The organism is Leifsonia sp. Leaf264, from assembly GCF_001422325.1.
In the GTDB taxonomy this organism is placed as follows: domain Bacteria; phylum Actinomycetota; class Actinomycetes; order Actinomycetales; family Microbacteriaceae; genus Orlajensenia.
In genome coordinates, this window is sequence record NZ_LMMR01000001.1 from 101,905 (window position 1) to 116,606 (window position 14,702).

Below are 14,702 nucleotides of genomic sequence, written 5' to 3' on the forward strand. Positions count from 1 at the left end.
CGAGAGAGACCATGACAGTCCCCACACTCACGCAGGCCACGGGCCCCGCTTTCACCCGCATCTACTCGATCGGCGCCGCCCGTGGCGACCTCATCGTGCCCAACGACGACCTCGTGGGCCCGATCGACTCCTCGGACGAGTGGATCCAGCAGCGCACGGGCATCGTGACGCGCACCAGGGCGTCGTCCGGGGTCTCAGCCACCGACCTCGCCACGGCGGCAGCCCAGGAGGCCATCGCCAAGTCGGGCGTCGAGGCGTCGAAGATCGATCTCGTGCTCATTGCGACGATCAGCAACGTGCAGCAGACCCCGTCGATGGCGGCTGTCGTCGCCGACAACGTGGGTGCCAACCCCGCGGCTGCCTACGACCTCAACGCGGCCTGCGCCGGCTACACCTACGCCATCGCCCAGGCTGACGCGCTCATCCGGGCCGGGGCCGGCCACTACGCCCTGGTCATCGGAGCCGAGAAGCTCTCCGACGTCGTGGACCCCACCGACCGCTCCATCTCCTTCCTCCTGGGTGACGGCGCGGGAGCCGTCGTGATCGGCCCGAGCGATGCCCCAGGCATCTCGGCGACGGTCTGGGGTTCGGACGGATCGAAAGCGGATGCCGTCGGCATGAACGCCACGCTCACGGACTTCCGCGACGGCAAGGCCGAGTGGCCGACGCTGCGCCAGGAGGGCCAGACCGTGTTCCGCTGGGCCGTCTGGGAGATGGCGAAGGTGGCCAAGGAGGCCATCGACGCCGCCGGCATCACGGTCGACGACCTCTCGGCGTTCATCCCCCACCAGGCCAACATGCGCATCGTCAACGAGTTCGCCAAGCAGCTCAAGCTTCCCGAATCCGTCGTCATCGCCCGCGACATCGAGTCGACCGGCAACACCTCGGCGGCCTCGATCCCCCTCGCAACCCACCGACTGCTGCAGGGTCATCCCGAGCTCAGCGGCACCCTCGCCCTGCAGATCGGCTTCGGCGCCGGTCTCGTCTTCGGCGCGCAGGTCGTCGTCCTTCCCTGACCGAACCCCCGTCGCCCCTAAACTGAGTGACGGTCAAACGAAACCCCCCAAGGAGATAACAATGGCATTGTCCACCGAAGAAGTCCTCGCCGGCCTGGCCGAGCTCATCAACGACGAGACCGGCATCGCAACCGACACGGTCGAGCTGGACAAGTCGTTCACCGACGACCTCGACATCGACTCGATCTCGATGATGACGATCGTCGTCAACGCTGAAGAGAAGTTCGACGTGAAGATCCCCGACGAAGAGGTCAAGAACCTCAAGACCGTCGGCGACGCCGTCTCCTTCATCGTGAAGGCCCAGGACTAGTCACGTTCGTCGCGGACGGGCCGGACCACTCCTGGTGAGTCCGGCCCGCCACCTCGGGCCGCGCCCGCCCTTCAGCGTCGCGCGCCCGGATAGATCCTCCCGGAGAGTTCAACCGTTATGACCAAGAAGATCGTCGTCACCGGAATCGGTGCAACGTCCCCCCTCGGCGGAAACGCGACCGACAGCTGGTCGAACCTGCTCGCCGGGATGTCGGGGGCCAGCGCCCTCCTGCAGCCGTGGGTCGAAGAGCTCGCGCTGCCCGTCGCCTTCGCTGCCCAGTCGGCCGTCAAGACCGCCGACGTGCTCGAGCGCCACGAGACCAAGCGGCTCGACCCGTCGAGCCAGTTCGCGCTCATCGCCGGCCGCGAGGCCTGGGCTGACGCCGGCTCCCCCGAGGTCGAGCCCGAACGCCTCATGGTGGACTGGTCGACCGGCATCGGCGGCGTCTGGACGCTGCTCGACGCCTGGGACACCCTGCGCGAGCGCGGCCCTCGCCGCGTGCTGCCGATGACAGTGCCGATGCTCATGCCGAACGGCCCCGGAGCGGCCATCGGCATGGACCTGCACGCCCGCGCCGGCATCCACACCGTAGTCTCGGCCTGCGCCTCGAGCACCGAGGCTCTCGTCAACGCGTACAACCACCTGCAGGCCGGCCTCGCCGACGTCGTGATCGCCGGTGGCTCCGAAGCCGCCATCCACCCGCTTCCCATCGCCGCGTTCGCGTCGATGCAGGCGCTGTCGAAGCGCAACGACGACCCCGCCACGGCGTCCAGGCCCTACGACGTCACCCGTGACGGTTTCGTCCTCGGTGAGGGCGCTGCGGCCCTCGTCGTCGAGACCGAGGAGCACGCCAAGGCGCGCGGCGCCAGGATCTACGCCGAGCTCGTCGGCGGATCGGTCACCAGCGACGCGTACCACATCACCGCTCCGGACCCCGAGGGTTCGGCGGCGGCCCGCGCCATGCTGGCCACGATCTCGGGGGCGGATGCCTCCATCGGCGATGTGTCGCACATCAACGCCCACGCCACCAGCACGCCGGTGGGCGACATCGCCGAGTACAACGCCCTGCGTCGAGTGTTCGGCGACGCACTGGACGGCATCCCCGTCTCGGCCACGAAGGCGTCGACGGGCCACCTGCTGGGTGGTGCCGGCGCGATCGAGGCGATCTTCACCGTCAAGGCGCTGGCCGAGAGGGTCGCTCCGCCGACCATCAACCTCACCGAGCAGGATCCCGAGATCCCGCTCGACGTCGTCACGGCGCCTCGCGACCTCGGTGCCGGCGACCTGCTGGCGATCAGCAACTCGTTCGGCTTCGGCGGTCACAACGCCGTCGTGGCGTTCCGCTCGATCTAGGAGAGTTCCGGTCGCTGGGGCCCGCGCTACGTGCGTGGCCGAAGCGTACAGAAGCCCCGCGCTGTATTCAGCGCGGGGCTTCTGAGTTCGTGGTCGGAACCGGATCAGCCGACCTTGTGCAACCAGACGACGGCGGCATCGTCGGATGCGTGGCGGAAGACGTCGAGTTCGTCGTCCCAGGCCTGCCCGAGCGCTATGCGCAGCTCGTTGTGCAGTTCGAGGGCGTTCAGGCCGGCATTCTCCATGGCGGAACGGATGCGGTCCTCCGACACGACGATGTTTCCGGCGCTATCGGTCTGGGCGAAGAAGACGCCGAGGTCGGGCGTGTGCATCCACCTGGCCCCGTCACTGCCCGGCCCGGGATCCTCGGTCACCTCGTAGCGGAGGTGCTCCCAGCCGTGCAGGGCCGACGCGATGGCAGCGCCGGTGCCGGCGTCGCCCTCCCAGTAGAACTCGGCACGCTGCGCGCCCTTGAGCACGGGCTGGTCGACCCAGGAGAAGTTCACGGCGCGCCCGAGGGCACGACCCGCCGCCCACTCGACGTGCGGGCAGAGTGCTCGCGGCGACGAGTGGACATAGACAACGCCCCGCGCAGTCGGTGCCTGCCGGGCAGCTGGTGACGCCATGGTGCTCTCCGTTCGTGTGAGGTACGTCTTCCCCAACGACCTCGACCACGGATACCACGGCGGATGTGTGTGAACTTGTGCGACCAGAGGCCGATACAGCAGATTATGCCTCACCTTCCGGGGGAATCACAACTGTGTGATTCGGCCAGTCGGCAGACCGAGGTGCTCCGCTGCCGAAGGTATGCTCGGTATGGATTTCTCGTGAGCGCGGAGGTGCCGGTGTCGGTCAGGAACGGACTGCTCGCCGTGCTCACCCTCGGGCCGGCCTACGGAGCCCAGCTGCACACCGAACTCGGAGAGAGGCTGGGGCATCGGCGCACGGTGAACATCGGCCAGGTCTACGCCACCCTCGACCGCCTCGGCGTGCAGGGACTGGTTCGAGCGGCCGGGGTGACGGATGACGGCCTCCCACTGTACCGCATCACCGATGAGGGCCGCGGCGTCGTCGACTCGGCGCTGAGCTCGGCGCCGGATGGCGCACCGGACTGGGCCGAGATGCTCGACGCCGTGCTGCTGGCGACCTCGCTGCCCGGCGTCGATGCGCGCGAGTTGCTCCAGTCCTACCGGGAACGCTGGGCTGCGGCATCCGGAGCCGTGATCGTCGACACCGTGCCTCAGGCCCGGCTCGCCTCCGACGCGACCGCGGCACTGGCCGAGGCGGCGATCCGCTGGCTCGACGGCGTGGCCGACGAGCTGGCCGGCGGTGGAACGTCCCTGGCGCGCGCCTACAGCGCCGCGAGACCGCGACGCGGGAGACCGATCGCGTGAATGCGACGGCGACCCGGCAGGCGACAGGCGACCGAGAGGCCGGGTCATTTCGCCTCGGCGTAGTCGTCGACCACGGCGGCGCCCAGGGGGAAGTCGACCGGGAAGGCGCCGAAGAGCAGCCGTCCGGCGGACTCGGCGGCCAGGCGCACCTGCTCAGCCACGGCATCCGCCAGGGGCGCCGGTGTGTGCACGACGATCTCGTCGTGCAGGAAGAACACCTGATGCGGTCGGCCGTCGAACACTGTGCCGGCGAGCGGCCCCGGCGAAGCCTGCGCACCGTGCGAGTCACTGTCGGTCCCGGTGGGAAGCGCCATCAGCGCCGTGCGCAGTTCGGCCATCCAACACAGCGCCCACTCGGCGGCCGTCGACTGCACGACGAAGTTGCGCGTGAAGCGCCCCCACTCCCGAGCGCTGCTGCGAGCCCGTCGCTCGTCGGACTCCGACGCGTCGGGGGCACTGGCGAGGGATTGCACGTCGAACCAGCTGGGCGGCGGGAGCGGTGACGAGCGCCCGAGCCACGAGGTGACGCTCTCGCCTCGCTCGCCGGTGCGTGCCGCATCCTCCACGAGAGCGATCGCCCGCGGGTAGGCGCGGGCCAGACGCGGGAGCAGGCGACCGCTCTCCCCCGTCGTGGCTCCGTACATGGCCCCGAGCATGGCGACCTTGGCGTGGGCGCGCGTCTCCACGACTCCCGTCGCCTGGATGCCCGCATACAGGTCGGTGCCGCGGCCGGCCGCCGCCATCGCGGTGTCGGCCGACAGCGCCGCGAGGATGCGCGGCTCCAGCTGGGCGGCATCCGCCACCACCAGCTTCCATCCGGGATCCGCTCGCACGGCCGAGCGCACCTGCTTGGGCAGCTGGAGCGCTCCCCCGCCGTTGGTCGCCCAACGCCCTGTCGCGGCACCGCCCGGAACGTAGTCGGGTCGGAACCGTCCGTCGACGATCCAGGCCTCCATCCAGGACCAGCCGTTCGCCGAGAGCAGCCGTGCCAGCTTCTTGTACTCGAGGAGCGGCTCGATCACCGGATGCTCGATCTCCCGCAGCTCCCACTGACTCGTCGACGAAGCGTTGATGCCGCTGCGACGGAGCGATCGCAGCAGCTCCTGCGGTGAATCGGGGTTGAGCGTGGAGTCGTCGAGGGCGGCGCGGATGGCGAGCACGAGGTCGTGCATGCGCGCGGGCCGTGCGCCGACGGGCGGTCTCGGGCCGACCGCCTCGGTGAGGACGGCATCGTGTCGATCGACGCTCCACGGCAGGCCGGCCGCGCGCATCTCGACGGCGATCAGAGCACCGGCGGATTCCGCCGCGAGCAGCAGTCGGAGTCGGCCGGGTGCCGATGATCCGCGGACGGCATCGAGATGTCGCCGCCATTCCGCCACAGTCTCGTCGACGTCGTCGGTGGGAACGTCCGCACCGTCATCGGCGGGGTCCACGTCGACGTCGAACAGCGTCGTGTGTGCTGTCGGGGGCCGTTCGACCTCGGCGGCGGCATCCCACACACCGTGCGGGCTCTTCGCGAGAGCGCTGGAGGCGGCGAGGGTCGAGAGCCTCAGGATGGCGTGAGCGAGCCGCAGATCATGGCATCGGGCGACCCTGACGCCGTGTCGGAGCAGGCGGGGATACCAGCGTGCGGTGTCGTCCCAGACCCACCGCGCGGCCGGGGATACCACCGAGGAGTGCCGGACGAAGCCGGCGAGGGCGGCGTCGTCGGCATGACGGATCAGGTCGCCGACGGCGGCGCCGTCGGCGTCGAAGGCCTGCGTCGCTGCAGCGCCCGAGGAGAGACGACCGACGACGAAGTGCACCCCACCATTCTCGCCGCTGGCGCCGACAGCGCCGACCGCGGCTCGGCGCGGGCTCGGCGCGACTGGGCGCTCAGGCCACGGGAAGTGCGGCCTGCACTGCGCCGCGCCAGATCGAGTTCGTCTCGTCGGTGGGCGCCAGCGCTCCGACGTCGAGCATGCGGCCGCGGAGCTTGAGGCGCAGTTGCCGGACGGCCGAACGCACCCCATCGGTCTCGGGAGGCAGCACGATGGTCTCGATCTCCTCGGAGTCGGCATCCTGGAGTACGGCGCGCCAGCGCTGGTCGAAGTCGTGGAACAGCTCGATCGTCACCGGCTGTCGGGCCTCATCGCTCATTCGGTGATCTTGCCACGAAGGACGACCTCGGCGCGAGAGGCTGTTTCCTCCGACGCCCAGTCAGGCGCAGATCTGCGGAGTGGGGTCGAGTCGCTTTCGCCGATCGCTCGGCGTTCGAAGCAGGTCGAGCAGCAGTGTTCGAGCGGCCCTGTTCGAGCGTCGGAGGGTTCATTCAGGATGCGAACATGCAGACTGGACGTATGGCCCCCGACGCGACTCTCACGTGGAGTCCTCGGCACGCCACCGACGTGACACTCACGGTGGCGCGGCTCGGGCGCGGCTCGAGCGATCCCACACACGTCTTCGCCCCGGATGGCGCCCTCTGGCGCACGACACTCACCGCCGACGGCCCGGCCAGCATGCGCATCAGCCGCGACGCTGACGGGATGCTGCACTGCGACGCGTGGGGACAGGGAGCGGATGCCGCCGTCGCCTCCGCGCCGGCCCTGCTCGGGTCCGACGATGATCCGAGCGGCTTCGAGCCCGCGCATCCCGTACTGGTCGATGCCCACCGACGCCACGCGGGCCTGCGCATTCCGAAGACCGGGCGCGTGTTCGAGGCCCTGGTTCCGGCCATCCTGGAGCAGAAGGTGATCACCCTGCAGGCCACGGCCTCCTGGCGCCACCTGGTCCGCACATTCGGCTCCCCGGCGCCCGGCCCGACGCCGCGACCCATGACGGTCGTGCCGTCGGCTCGAACCTGGGCCCTGATCCCGTCGTGGGAGTGGCACCGTGCCGGAGTCGACCCGCAGCGCTCGCGCACCGTCGTGACCGCTGCGCGGGTAGCGGATCGCCTCGAGGAGTGCACGAGACTCGATTCCGTGACAGCGGCGGCGCGCCTGTGCGCCATCCCGGGCATCGGCGTCTGGACCGCCGCCGAGGTGGCCCAGCGGGCGCTCGGCGATGCCGACGCGCTCTCGGTCGGCGACTACCACCTGGCGAACTACGTCGGGCACGCCCTGTACGGTCGCGACAGCTTCAGCGACGCCGAGATGGTGGAGGCGCTCGAGGGCTGGCGTCCGCACCGCTACAGGCTCGTGCGCCTGCTCCAGGCCCACGGCGTACCCGGGCGCGAGCGTCGCGGACCGCGGATGGCCTTCGTCGACCATCGCTCGCACTGAGGCGGGGAGCTGGCCTCGGTCAGTGCTTCTTCGGGAGCGGTTCGATGGCGCCGGTGATCTGCACCCTCTCGCCCTGCGGCGGAGCCGCATCGGAGGCGATGGCCCCGAGCGGCCTGTAGCCCTCGTCGTGGGACCAGCGCGCTCCGTCCCACCACCAGATCGCGGTGTCGACTTCGTACCAGCCGGCGGCAATAGGGGGCATGCCCCGACACTATGAGATGCTCCCCCGGCGGCGTCAGTCCGCGTCCGGGTGGCACCGGTTCGGGGCGCTGATCTGGCCCTGCGATGCCGGATCGTGACAGGATGCGAACGACGACGAGGAGCATCCATGGACGCGCAGACCGCAATCGACCCCACCGTTCCGCCGAGTTCGGACGGATGCGCCGACTGCGAAGGCACCGACGGCTGGTGGCTTCACCTGCGCCGCTGTGCGACATGCGGGAACATCGGATGCTGCGACAGCTCGCCGTCCCAGCACGCCACGGCTCACTTCCGCGCGACCGGGCATCCGATCATCCGCAGCTTCGAGCCCGGTGAGAGCTGGTTCTGGAACTTCGAGAGCGACTCCTATGCCGAGGGTCCCGATCTCGCCCCTCCCGTCGCCCGTCCGGAGGGACAGGGCTCGCCGGCGCCGCGCGAACTCGTGCCCGCGGAATGGCGGAATCTCCTGCACTAGTGCGGCCGCGCTCCCGGCTGACAGCAGTCCCACGGGCTGCGGTCACGTCTTCCGGTTGCGGGGCGACCTTCTGGAGCTGACAGCGACTACGCCGGCACCGGCGGCGACGGCGACTGCGCCGGCTGCCAGCCAGAGCATCGGCGCTACTCCTGTCGCTGCCAGCCCGCCAGCACCGCCGACACCACCGGCGGATGCGAGGTCGTCCTCGGCGACGAACGTGAGCTGGCCGGTGACAGACCCTGAACCTCCCGACGGTACGGTGTCGGCCAGCTCTGTCGACATCGTCACGTCGATGTCTCCGGCGGACAACGAGACCGGGTCGGTGAGAGACGCCGGGTCGATGCAGGTGCCGGCTGTGTCGCAGACGGTGACGGTGAGGGTGGCGTCGGTCATCACTCCGACGCGTTGGAGCCAGGCGAACGAGGTGAGGGCAGCGTCGCGTTCCAGCTGGAACGAGTCCGACCGGGTTTCGGGGCTGCCGGGGGCGAGGTCGTCGAAAGCGAGGGTGAACGCGTGAGGGGGTGCAGCTCCGGCCGGCGCCTGTTGGACGAGGGCGAGCAGGGCACCGAACACGAGGACGGCGCCGGTGACGATGACTGCCGTCCCGACCCGCCGTGCAATGACGGCAACCCGTTTCATGGTGCCGCCCTCTCGGATGCCGTACCGACAGCGACTGTTCCCTCTTCGGTTGGGAGTTCCAGCCCTGCCCTGTCGGCGTCGGCCTTGGTGTCATCCGCCGCCGATTCCTCATCTGGGCGTGCACCGGAGGTCGGCAGCATCGTCAGGATGACGAGGGCGATGACAGCCACGCCCAAGGGGATGGCCACGCCGGGCCGCGCGATGGTTTGAATCAGGTCACCGACCGCCGGGACGGTGACCACAGGATGCCACACCATCGTTCCGGCTGTGACAGCGTACGGTGCCGGGTCCTTGGTGTTGTTCGCGTCACCTTCCATCTCGAACAGCCAACCGGATCCGTTCTGGCTGATGGCGACGATCCTGTGGGTGACCAGAACCCCGGTCCTCGGGTTGGGGAGCGAGGCGACGTCACCGACCGCCAGGTTCTCCACTGGCGCGGGGATCGCCAGCAGCAGGTCGCCTTTCCGGATCTCGGGTTGCATCGACCCGGACACGACGACGAGAGGTTGCACCCACCCGACGGCGTGCGCCGCCCACAGCACTCCGGAGAGCACGCCGACACCGGCGAGCACCCAGAGGAGGGTGTTGCCGATCACCCGGAACACTTTCACGCGCTCACCGGTTCACCAGTGGTCCTGTTCAGTCGGACTGTCCGGTCACCCTGAAGGAGATGTCACCGGTCTGGCCCATGGCGGTTGGCGGGAAGTCCACGGTGGTGGTCACCACCAGGTTCCCGGTGACCGGGTTGGCGCAGGTGGTGTCGGACGGGATGCCATCCCCCTCTGCCACGCCTGTGATGGTGGCAGTCATGTTGGCACCAGCCGTTGAGCCCAGCGGGTCGCCGATGACCGGGTCTGTGATCGTCTCGATCGTCCCGTCGGCAGTCCCGGCGTTGCACAGCTCGAACGGAATGGTGACGGTCGTGCTCGGCGAGAGGTTCCCGAGCTCGGTGGAGGTGAGAACAATGGTTGCGTCGTCACCAGGGAGCCCTTGGTCACCCCACGTGGGCGCGCCCGCTTGACGGCCTTGCAGGTCGAAGCTGCTGGCTGTCGCCGTCGCCCCGAAGAACACGTCGTCCGTCCATACCGCAGTGGTGATGGCCGCGCCGACGCCCAGCACGGCAATGCCGGCGAGAGCGATGCGTAGAGTCATCCTCTTCCGCGGTGTTCGTGTTGCCTTACTCATGGTTCCTCCTCGAGTTGTGATTCTTCGGTCCCCTTGTGCAGGGTGGCTTGTCGGATTTCGGGTCAGTAGGCGCAGGCTGCATTCTCGACGGGTGCGACCGAGGACACGTTCCGGTAGTTGAAGTCGTATGCCTGCAACGTCACCAGGTAGTCGTTACCCGTTGCCCCTTGGGCTGCGTTGTGCCCGGCAGGGGCGCCCGCCCAGTGCGTGTACGGCAGCCATTGGGTGTACTCGGCGGGAGTGATGAAGCCGGCCGCCACCTCATTGCCGAGGACTGTCTTCCAGTTGAACGACACGGTGAAGCCGATGAAGAAGGGTTGGTGGCCTACGACAGTCGCGGAGACGCACGGTTGGTTCCCGTTCCGGAACAGCGTGACGGGTTCCTGCTGCGTGTAGGTGTCATCTCCGGGAGGCTGCCAGGCAGGTTCCGGAGTGTTGGCGCACACGACGGCGGTGTAACTCGTGGTGCGGGAGGCCCACTGGCTCACTCCCTCAGGGCCCGGTGCAGGCGTCATCACGTAGCGAGCGGTAAGCGCGTAGTTGTCGGTCTGCGCGAAGGTGTAGTTGGCGCCTTCCCCGTAGATCTGGTTCTGAAACCCGGTGAACGGTGGCACATTGTTGAACGGCGGTTGGTCAGTTTCGATGATGACCTGCCACGGTGCGGGTTCCACGCTCGTGGTGAAGATCACGACCGTGAAGCATGAGGTCGTCGGTGTCGGCGGGTTGGTCCCGTGACCTTTCCAGTCGGGCTTCCTGAAGATCGTGCCGTCACCCGGCGTGACAGGTCCGACAAGGTCCGGCGGGCGTTCCTCCACTGCTGTGAGGGTCATCGACGCCCCGCCCTTGTCAATCCACGCAGATGACGTCGGAACGGCGACGGAGGCGAACATCCAACAGGCGGTGGACAGTGCCGCTGCGATGACGATTCTCCGTGTCATGCGCTTCATCCCCGCACCCCCTGCACCGATTCGCAGGTGATCTTGATGACGATCCGGCTGGTGTCACCGTAATGACCGAGGAAGCTCTGGTCGGTGGTGAAGTGGAGGATCCCCTGGACGTCCTTGGGCGGGTCCAGCACGGAGGAGTCGGCGCAGGAGTTCGCCGGGAGGATGGTGCCTCGGTCGATGTTCTCTACGAGGATGGAACTCTCGTCGACGAGATGATCGCCGGGGACTGCCGGTGACCCGTCCTTCTTGGTGGTTTCCTCATGCAGATCGGCGAATGTGATTTTCGCGTCCACGTCACCGGCGTTGCACAGGAACACGTCTCCGACGTAACTGTGGTCGGGGAGGACGTCCTTGATCGGTGGGATGGCGATCTCGGCCCCGTCGTCGACGGTGTCCGGATTGCCGGGCACTCCGACGTCCTCCCATTCGCCGTTGTTGACGAACCGCGCTTGCACGTCGAAGGTGCCTACCGCCGCTGGGGCGGCGATGTGCACGGCATCAGTCCAGGCCGCCGTGGTGACGGCCGCTCCGACGCCGGCGATAGCGATGGCACCGAGGAGAAGGCGAAGCACCCGGGATGATCTTCGCCCGCTGACTCGTCCACCGACTTCGGGCACGACCCTCCCCCTGCCTCAGGGTGTCCCCGGTCTCCATCGATCGGTCGCGCCCGCGTGAGTGAGATTCTGTCACATCCGTAACTAACTGGGCTAGGCGGTACAGCTGGCGCGGCTGCGGCCAGGTCATCGCCGATCTGCAGGCCCGGCGCGGCCACTGGAGCAGCGAAGCGATCCGGGTTTCAGCCGCGCAGCGTGGCCGGATGCGCTTCTCGAGAATGCGCCGCCCAGCCGCCGACGGAGGGCTAGCGGTCACCCTGATAACTGGCGGTATTCGGCATGAGAAGTAGGGCGGACGGGACTTGAACCCGTGACCGAACGATTATGAGTCGCTTGCTCTAACCAGCTGAGCTACCGCCCCGTACGACTACTCCGGAGTGGTCGCGTTGGTGATGTCGGTCACGGGATCCGTGACCGGCTCACCACGATACAGGCTCTCGAACGTCGAGAGCGTGCGCTGGATGTCGTGCGGCGCGATGAGCTGCAGCGACTCCTTCTTCATGGCCAGGTACGCCTCGGGAGATGCCGTCAGCACCTCGGTCAGCTTCGCCGCGAGGTCGTCGGGGTTGCTCGGTTCGAACAGGTGGCCGTTCACGCCGTCGTGCACCAGGTGCGGCAGCGCCATGGCGTTGGCGGCGACGATGGGCAGCGCCGAGGCCATGGCCTCCATGGTGGCGATGCTCTGCAGCTCTGCGATCGACGGCATCGCGAAGAGCGAGGCCCGTGAGTACGCCTGCCGCAGTTCCTCATCCGTCAGGTATCCGCGGAAGGTGACGCGGTCGGAGATGCCGAGCTCCTTCGACAGGTGCTGCAGCGGCTTGAACTGGTCGCCGCCTCCGACGATCTCCAGCTTCGCGTCGAGCTCGGCGGGAAGCAGGGTCATGGCCTTGAGGAGCACGTCGATCTGCTTCTCGCCGGTGACCCGGCCCACGAACAGGATGCGGTTCTCGGTGCGCGGCTCCCACGACGGCGAGTAGCGGTCGGCGTCGATGCCGCAGGAGATCGCGTGGACGCCGCGCAGTCCGGTCGAACGCTCGAGGAACTCGGCGGCGCGCTTGGTCGGCGTGGTCACGGCCTCGGCTCGTCCGAAGGATCGGCGGGCGGCCTTCCAGGCCAGGCCGATGGCCCATTCCTGCCAGGCCTTCGGGATGAGCGTGAACTCGAGCATGTTCTCGGGCATGAAGTGGTTGGTGCCGACGATGCGGATGCCGCGCTTCTCGGCCTGCACCGACATGCCACGCCCGACGATGATGTGGGACTGGAAGTGCACGACGTCGGGCTTGATCTCGTCGATGATCCGGGCGCTGTTCTGGTTGATGCGCCACGGGATGGCGAACCGCAGCCAGTCGTGCGGGTACCAACGCAGGCTGAACAGTCTGTGGGCCGTGATCGTGTGCCCCTCGTACTCCTCGGTCCAGGTGCCGTGCTTGCGCGACGCTGCCGGTGCCATGACGTGAACGTCGTGGCCACGGGCCGCGAGCCCGGAGGCGAGGCGCTCGGCGAACTTGGCCGCACCGTTGACATCGGGCGAGAAGGTGTCGGCTCCGATGAGCACGGTGAGGGGCTTCCTCGCGGTCTCCGCGCCGTCCGCGTGCGCGGAAGGAGTCGAACCGGGGGTGTCAGTCAAGTGGGGTGTCCCTACGTATCTCGGCCGAGGTGGTGGGTCGGCGGGATGTGAACGCCGGGCGCTGTGGCGCATCCGGCGAGGTGCTGCCTATTCTAAGGCGTTCCATCGGTGGGCCCGGCTGGGGTCGGGGATTCCTCGACGGCGAGCTGTGTCTGGGGATGATGCTTCGAGAGCAGGATGACGCCCCAGATCGCGATGGCCCCGACGACGGCGAACGCCCACAATGCCCACGCCGGTGCCTGCGACGCCTCGTCGAGCACCACGATGCCGATGGTGACGGCCACGAGCGGATCGATGACCGTCAGCCCGGCGATGACGAGGTCGGGCGGGCCCGAGGCGTAGGCGTTCTGGACGAAGTACGCGCCGAGGGCTGCGGCGCCGATGAGTCCGAGGAGGCAGAGCAGGGTCAGCCAGGTGAAGTTCTCCGCCTGCACGCGGCTGATGACCACCTTGGCGAGGGTCGCGACGAAACCGTAGAGCACGCCGGCGCCGATGATGTAGAACAACGCCTTGAAGCGCTTGCGCAGCAGGGCGAACGTGACGGCGAAGAGCACGAGCACCACGGCGAGGATCGTGAGGATCGTGATGAGGTCGGCATCCGACACGGGCTTGTCGACAGCGGTGAAGGCGGCGATCGTGACGAAGACGCCGACGCCGCCGACGCAGAGGACTATGGCGAAGATCGACGCCCGATTCAGCCTGACGTGCGAGACGCGCGCGTTGATGATGGCCGTGATGACGAGAGCCACGGCTCCCAGCGGCTGCACGACGATGAGCGGCGCCAGTGACAGGCTGAACAGCTGCAGCACGATGGCTGCGCCGAGCATGGCTGTTCCGAGCACCCAGGACGGCCGCGAGAGCAGCGCCAGCAGTTGTCGCATGCTGAGCCCGCCGCCGGTCTCGCCGATGGCCTTCTCGACCTTGCCGACACCCCGGTACTGCAGTTGCGCGCCGACGGACAGGAACACTGCTCCGATCAGTGCCAGCACGATCCCGACCACCTGGGCCGGGTTCTGCGTGAACACCTCGGTCACGTCTTCAAGTCCTCCGCCGCTCACCACGTGTCGACCCTAACCCGAGTGCCGCCGATATCCTCGAAGAATGGCCGTACACCCCATCAGGATCACCGGAGATGGCGCCCTCCACTCCCCCGCCGCTCCAGTCACCGAGTTCGACGACCACCTGCGCGGCCTCGTCGCCGACATGTACGAGACGATGGATGCCGCCCCCGGGGTCGGGCTTGCGGCTCCGCAGATCGGCGTGCCGCTGCGCATCTTCACCTACACCTGGGTCGAGGACTCCGGCGAGAAGATCCGTGGCGTGGCGATCAACCCGACGCTGTGGATCAGCCCCGTGCCCGCCGGCGTCGCCGATGAGGAGACCGAGTCGGAGGGGTGTCTCTCCTTCCCAGGCGAGCGCTTCGGGCTGCGGCGCGCCGAGAGGGCCATCCTGCAGGCCACCGACATCGACGGGGCCGCATACGAGATCCGCGCGGAGGGCTGGCTCGCCCGCATCTTCCAGCACGAGTACGACCACCTCGACGGCGTGCTCTACATAGACAGGCTCGACTGGGACGACAGGAAGGTCGTGGCCAAGCTCACGCGCAAGCGCGGGTGGGGTGTTCCCGGCAACTCCTGGCTTCCCGGCGTCGACGATCTCGACGCCTGAGCGCCGATCGAGC

The 14,702-nt window shown here is 68.4% G+C and carries 18 protein-coding genes and 1 tRNA gene; 7 read left to right on the plus strand and 12 right to left on the minus strand.

Annotated features, from left to right (window positions below; all coding sequences use genetic code 11):
• Positions 1–11 precede the first annotated feature (11 nt).
• The 3 genes from ASF30_RS00475 to ASF30_RS00485 all read left to right on the plus strand — a co-directional run bounded on the left by ASF30_RS00475 (position 12) and on the right by ASF30_RS00485 (position 2,679).
• Positions 12–1,016, plus strand: a complete 1,005-nt coding sequence (locus tag ASF30_RS00475) for a beta-ketoacyl-ACP synthase III (protein WP_055900011.1) — start codon at positions 12–14, stop codon at positions 1,014–1,016.
• Between the two features lie 61 nt (positions 1,017–1,077).
• Positions 1,078–1,326 carry an acyl carrier protein gene (locus ASF30_RS00480; protein ID WP_055818711.1) on the plus strand — a complete coding sequence of 83 codons (249 nt, stop codon included), beginning with the start codon at positions 1,078–1,080 and terminating at the stop codon, positions 1,324–1,326.
• Positions 1,327–1,443: 117 nt separating this feature from the next.
• The gene (locus tag ASF30_RS00485) at positions 1,444–2,679 is read left to right on the plus strand and encodes a beta-ketoacyl-[acyl-carrier-protein] synthase family protein (protein ID WP_055900014.1); all 1,236 of its coding nucleotides are present in this window, start codon (positions 1,444–1,446) and stop codon (positions 2,677–2,679) included.
• Positions 2,680–2,783: 104 nt separating this feature from the next.
• Here ASF30_RS00485 and ASF30_RS00490 read toward each other — a convergent pair whose 3' ends face one another.
• Complete coding sequence (locus tag ASF30_RS00490; protein WP_055900017.1) at positions 2,784–3,305, minus strand: DUF3145 domain-containing protein; 522 nt, start codon at positions 3,303–3,305, stop codon at positions 2,784–2,786.
• 201 nt (positions 3,306–3,506) lie between these two features.
• On the opposite strand from ASF30_RS00490, the gene ASF30_RS00495 reads away from it, so the two are divergent.
• Positions 3,507–4,073, plus strand: a complete 567-nt coding sequence (locus ASF30_RS00495; RefSeq protein WP_055900020.1) for a PadR family transcriptional regulator — start codon at positions 3,507–3,509, stop codon at positions 4,071–4,073.
• Positions 4,074–4,117: 44 nt separating this feature from the next.
• Here ASF30_RS00495 and ASF30_RS00500 read toward each other — a convergent pair whose 3' ends face one another.
• Together ASF30_RS00500 and ASF30_RS23250 are read right to left on the minus strand one after the other, a co-directional pair.
• Positions 4,118–5,878, minus strand: a complete 1,761-nt coding sequence (locus tag ASF30_RS00500; RefSeq protein ID WP_055900023.1) for a bifunctional 3'-5' exonuclease/DNA polymerase — start codon at positions 5,876–5,878, stop codon at positions 4,118–4,120.
• Positions 5,879–5,948: 70 nt separating this feature from the next.
• The gene (locus tag ASF30_RS23250; RefSeq protein ID WP_055900026.1) at positions 5,949–6,212 is read right to left on the minus strand and encodes a hypothetical protein; all 264 of its coding nucleotides are present in this window, start codon (positions 6,210–6,212) and stop codon (positions 5,949–5,951) included.
• A gap of 185 nt (positions 6,213–6,397) precedes the next feature.
• Here ASF30_RS23250 and ASF30_RS00510 point away from each other — a divergent pair, with 185 nt between their 5' ends.
• Positions 6,398–7,333, plus strand: coding sequence for a DNA-3-methyladenine glycosylase family protein (locus tag ASF30_RS00510; protein WP_055900029.1), 936 nt, complete (start codon positions 6,398–6,400; stop codon positions 7,331–7,333).
• Positions 7,334–7,352: 19 nt separating this feature from the next.
• Here the strand turns inward: ASF30_RS00510 and ASF30_RS00515 are convergent, their stop codons facing one another.
• On the minus strand, positions 7,353–7,535 hold the full coding sequence (locus ASF30_RS00515; RefSeq protein ID WP_055900032.1) for a hypothetical protein: 183 nt from the start codon (positions 7,533–7,535) through the stop codon (positions 7,353–7,355).
• A 126-nt stretch (positions 7,536–7,661) separates the two neighbouring features.
• Between ASF30_RS00515 and ASF30_RS00520 the strand changes: the two genes are divergently transcribed.
• A complete protein-coding gene (locus ASF30_RS00520) occupies positions 7,662–8,009 on the plus strand; it encodes a UBP-type zinc finger domain-containing protein (protein ID WP_055900035.1) in 348 nt (115 codons plus the stop codon).
• Positions 8,010–8,051: 42 nt separating this feature from the next.
• Here the strand turns inward: ASF30_RS00520 and ASF30_RS00525 are convergent, their stop codons facing one another.
• The 8 genes from ASF30_RS00525 to ASF30_RS00560 form a co-directional block, all read right to left on the minus strand.
• Entirely contained in the window at positions 8,052–8,648 is a 597-nt protein-coding gene (locus ASF30_RS00525; RefSeq protein WP_055900038.1) for a hypothetical protein, read from the minus strand.
• Entirely contained in the window at positions 8,645–9,244 is a 600-nt protein-coding gene (locus tag ASF30_RS00530; protein WP_162240708.1) for a signal peptidase I, read from the minus strand. The genes ASF30_RS00525 and ASF30_RS00530 overlap by 4 nt, the downstream gene beginning before the upstream one ends.
• Before the next feature lie 43 nt (positions 9,245–9,287).
• Positions 9,288–9,800 carry a hypothetical protein gene (locus ASF30_RS00535; protein WP_055900044.1) on the minus strand — a complete coding sequence of 171 codons (513 nt, stop codon included), beginning with the start codon at positions 9,798–9,800 and terminating at the stop codon, positions 9,288–9,290.
• A gap of 95 nt (positions 9,801–9,895) precedes the next feature.
• Entirely contained in the window at positions 9,896–10,771 is an 876-nt protein-coding gene (locus ASF30_RS00540) for a hypothetical protein (protein ID WP_055900047.1), read from the minus strand.
• 5 nt (positions 10,772–10,776) lie between these two features.
• The gene (locus ASF30_RS00545) at positions 10,777–11,352 is read right to left on the minus strand and encodes a hypothetical protein (protein WP_055900050.1); all 576 of its coding nucleotides are present in this window, start codon (positions 11,350–11,352) and stop codon (positions 10,777–10,779) included.
• Positions 11,353–11,681: 329 nt separating this feature from the next.
• Positions 11,682–11,755 (minus strand) — tRNA-Ile (locus ASF30_RS00550).
• 6 nt (positions 11,756–11,761) lie between these two features.
• Positions 11,762–13,021: a glycosyltransferase gene (locus tag ASF30_RS00555; RefSeq protein WP_055900053.1), complete on the minus strand. Its 1,260-nt coding sequence runs from the start codon at positions 13,019–13,021 to the stop codon at positions 11,762–11,764.
• 92 nt (positions 13,022–13,113) lie between these two features.
• Entirely contained in the window at positions 13,114–14,082 is a 969-nt protein-coding gene (locus tag ASF30_RS00560) for a DMT family transporter (protein WP_235480220.1), read from the minus strand.
• A gap of 40 nt (positions 14,083–14,122) precedes the next feature.
• On the opposite strand from ASF30_RS00560, the gene def reads away from it, so the two are divergent.
• A complete protein-coding gene (def, locus tag ASF30_RS00565) occupies positions 14,123–14,689 on the plus strand; it encodes a peptide deformylase (RefSeq protein WP_055900057.1) in 567 nt (188 codons plus the stop codon).
• Positions 14,690–14,702: the final 13 nt, after the last annotated feature.

Excerpts from the sequence above, each read along its gene's own strand:
- ASF30_RS00475 (WP_055900011.1), top strand. The coding sequence starts at position 12 with ATGACAGTCCCCACACTCACGCAGGCCACGGGCCCCGCTTTCACCCGC.
- ASF30_RS00480 (WP_055818711.1), top strand. The coding sequence starts at position 1,078 with ATGGCATTGTCCACCGAAGAAGTCCTCGCCGGCCTGGCCGAGCTCATC.
- ASF30_RS00485 (WP_055900014.1), top strand. The coding sequence starts at position 1,444 with ATGACCAAGAAGATCGTCGTCACCGGAATCGGTGCAACGTCCCCCCTC.
- ASF30_RS00490 (WP_055900017.1), bottom strand. The coding sequence starts at position 3,305 with ATGGCGTCACCAGCTGCCCGGCAGGCACCGACTGCGCGGGGCGTTGTC.
- ASF30_RS23250 (WP_055900026.1), bottom strand. The coding sequence starts at position 6,212 with ATGAGCGATGAGGCCCGACAGCCGGTGACGATCGAGCTGTTCCACGAC.
- ASF30_RS00510 (WP_055900029.1), top strand. The coding sequence starts at position 6,398 with ATGCAGACTGGACGTATGGCCCCCGACGCGACTCTCACGTGGAGTCCT.
- ASF30_RS00515 (WP_055900032.1), bottom strand. The coding sequence starts at position 7,535 with ATGCCCCCTATTGCCGCCGGCTGGTACGAAGTCGACACCGCGATCTGG.
- ASF30_RS00520 (WP_055900035.1), top strand. The coding sequence starts at position 7,662 with ATGGACGCGCAGACCGCAATCGACCCCACCGTTCCGCCGAGTTCGGAC.
- ASF30_RS00525 (WP_055900038.1), bottom strand. The coding sequence starts at position 8,648 with ATGAAACGGGTTGCCGTCATTGCACGGCGGGTCGGGACGGCAGTCATC.
- ASF30_RS00535 (WP_055900044.1), bottom strand. The coding sequence starts at position 9,800 with ATGACTCTACGCATCGCTCTCGCCGGCATTGCCGTGCTGGGCGTCGGC.
- ASF30_RS00540 (WP_055900047.1), bottom strand. The coding sequence starts at position 10,771 with ATGACACGGAGAATCGTCATCGCAGCGGCACTGTCCACCGCCTGTTGG.
- def (WP_055900057.1), top strand. The coding sequence starts at position 14,123 with ATGGCCGTACACCCCATCAGGATCACCGGAGATGGCGCCCTCCACTCC.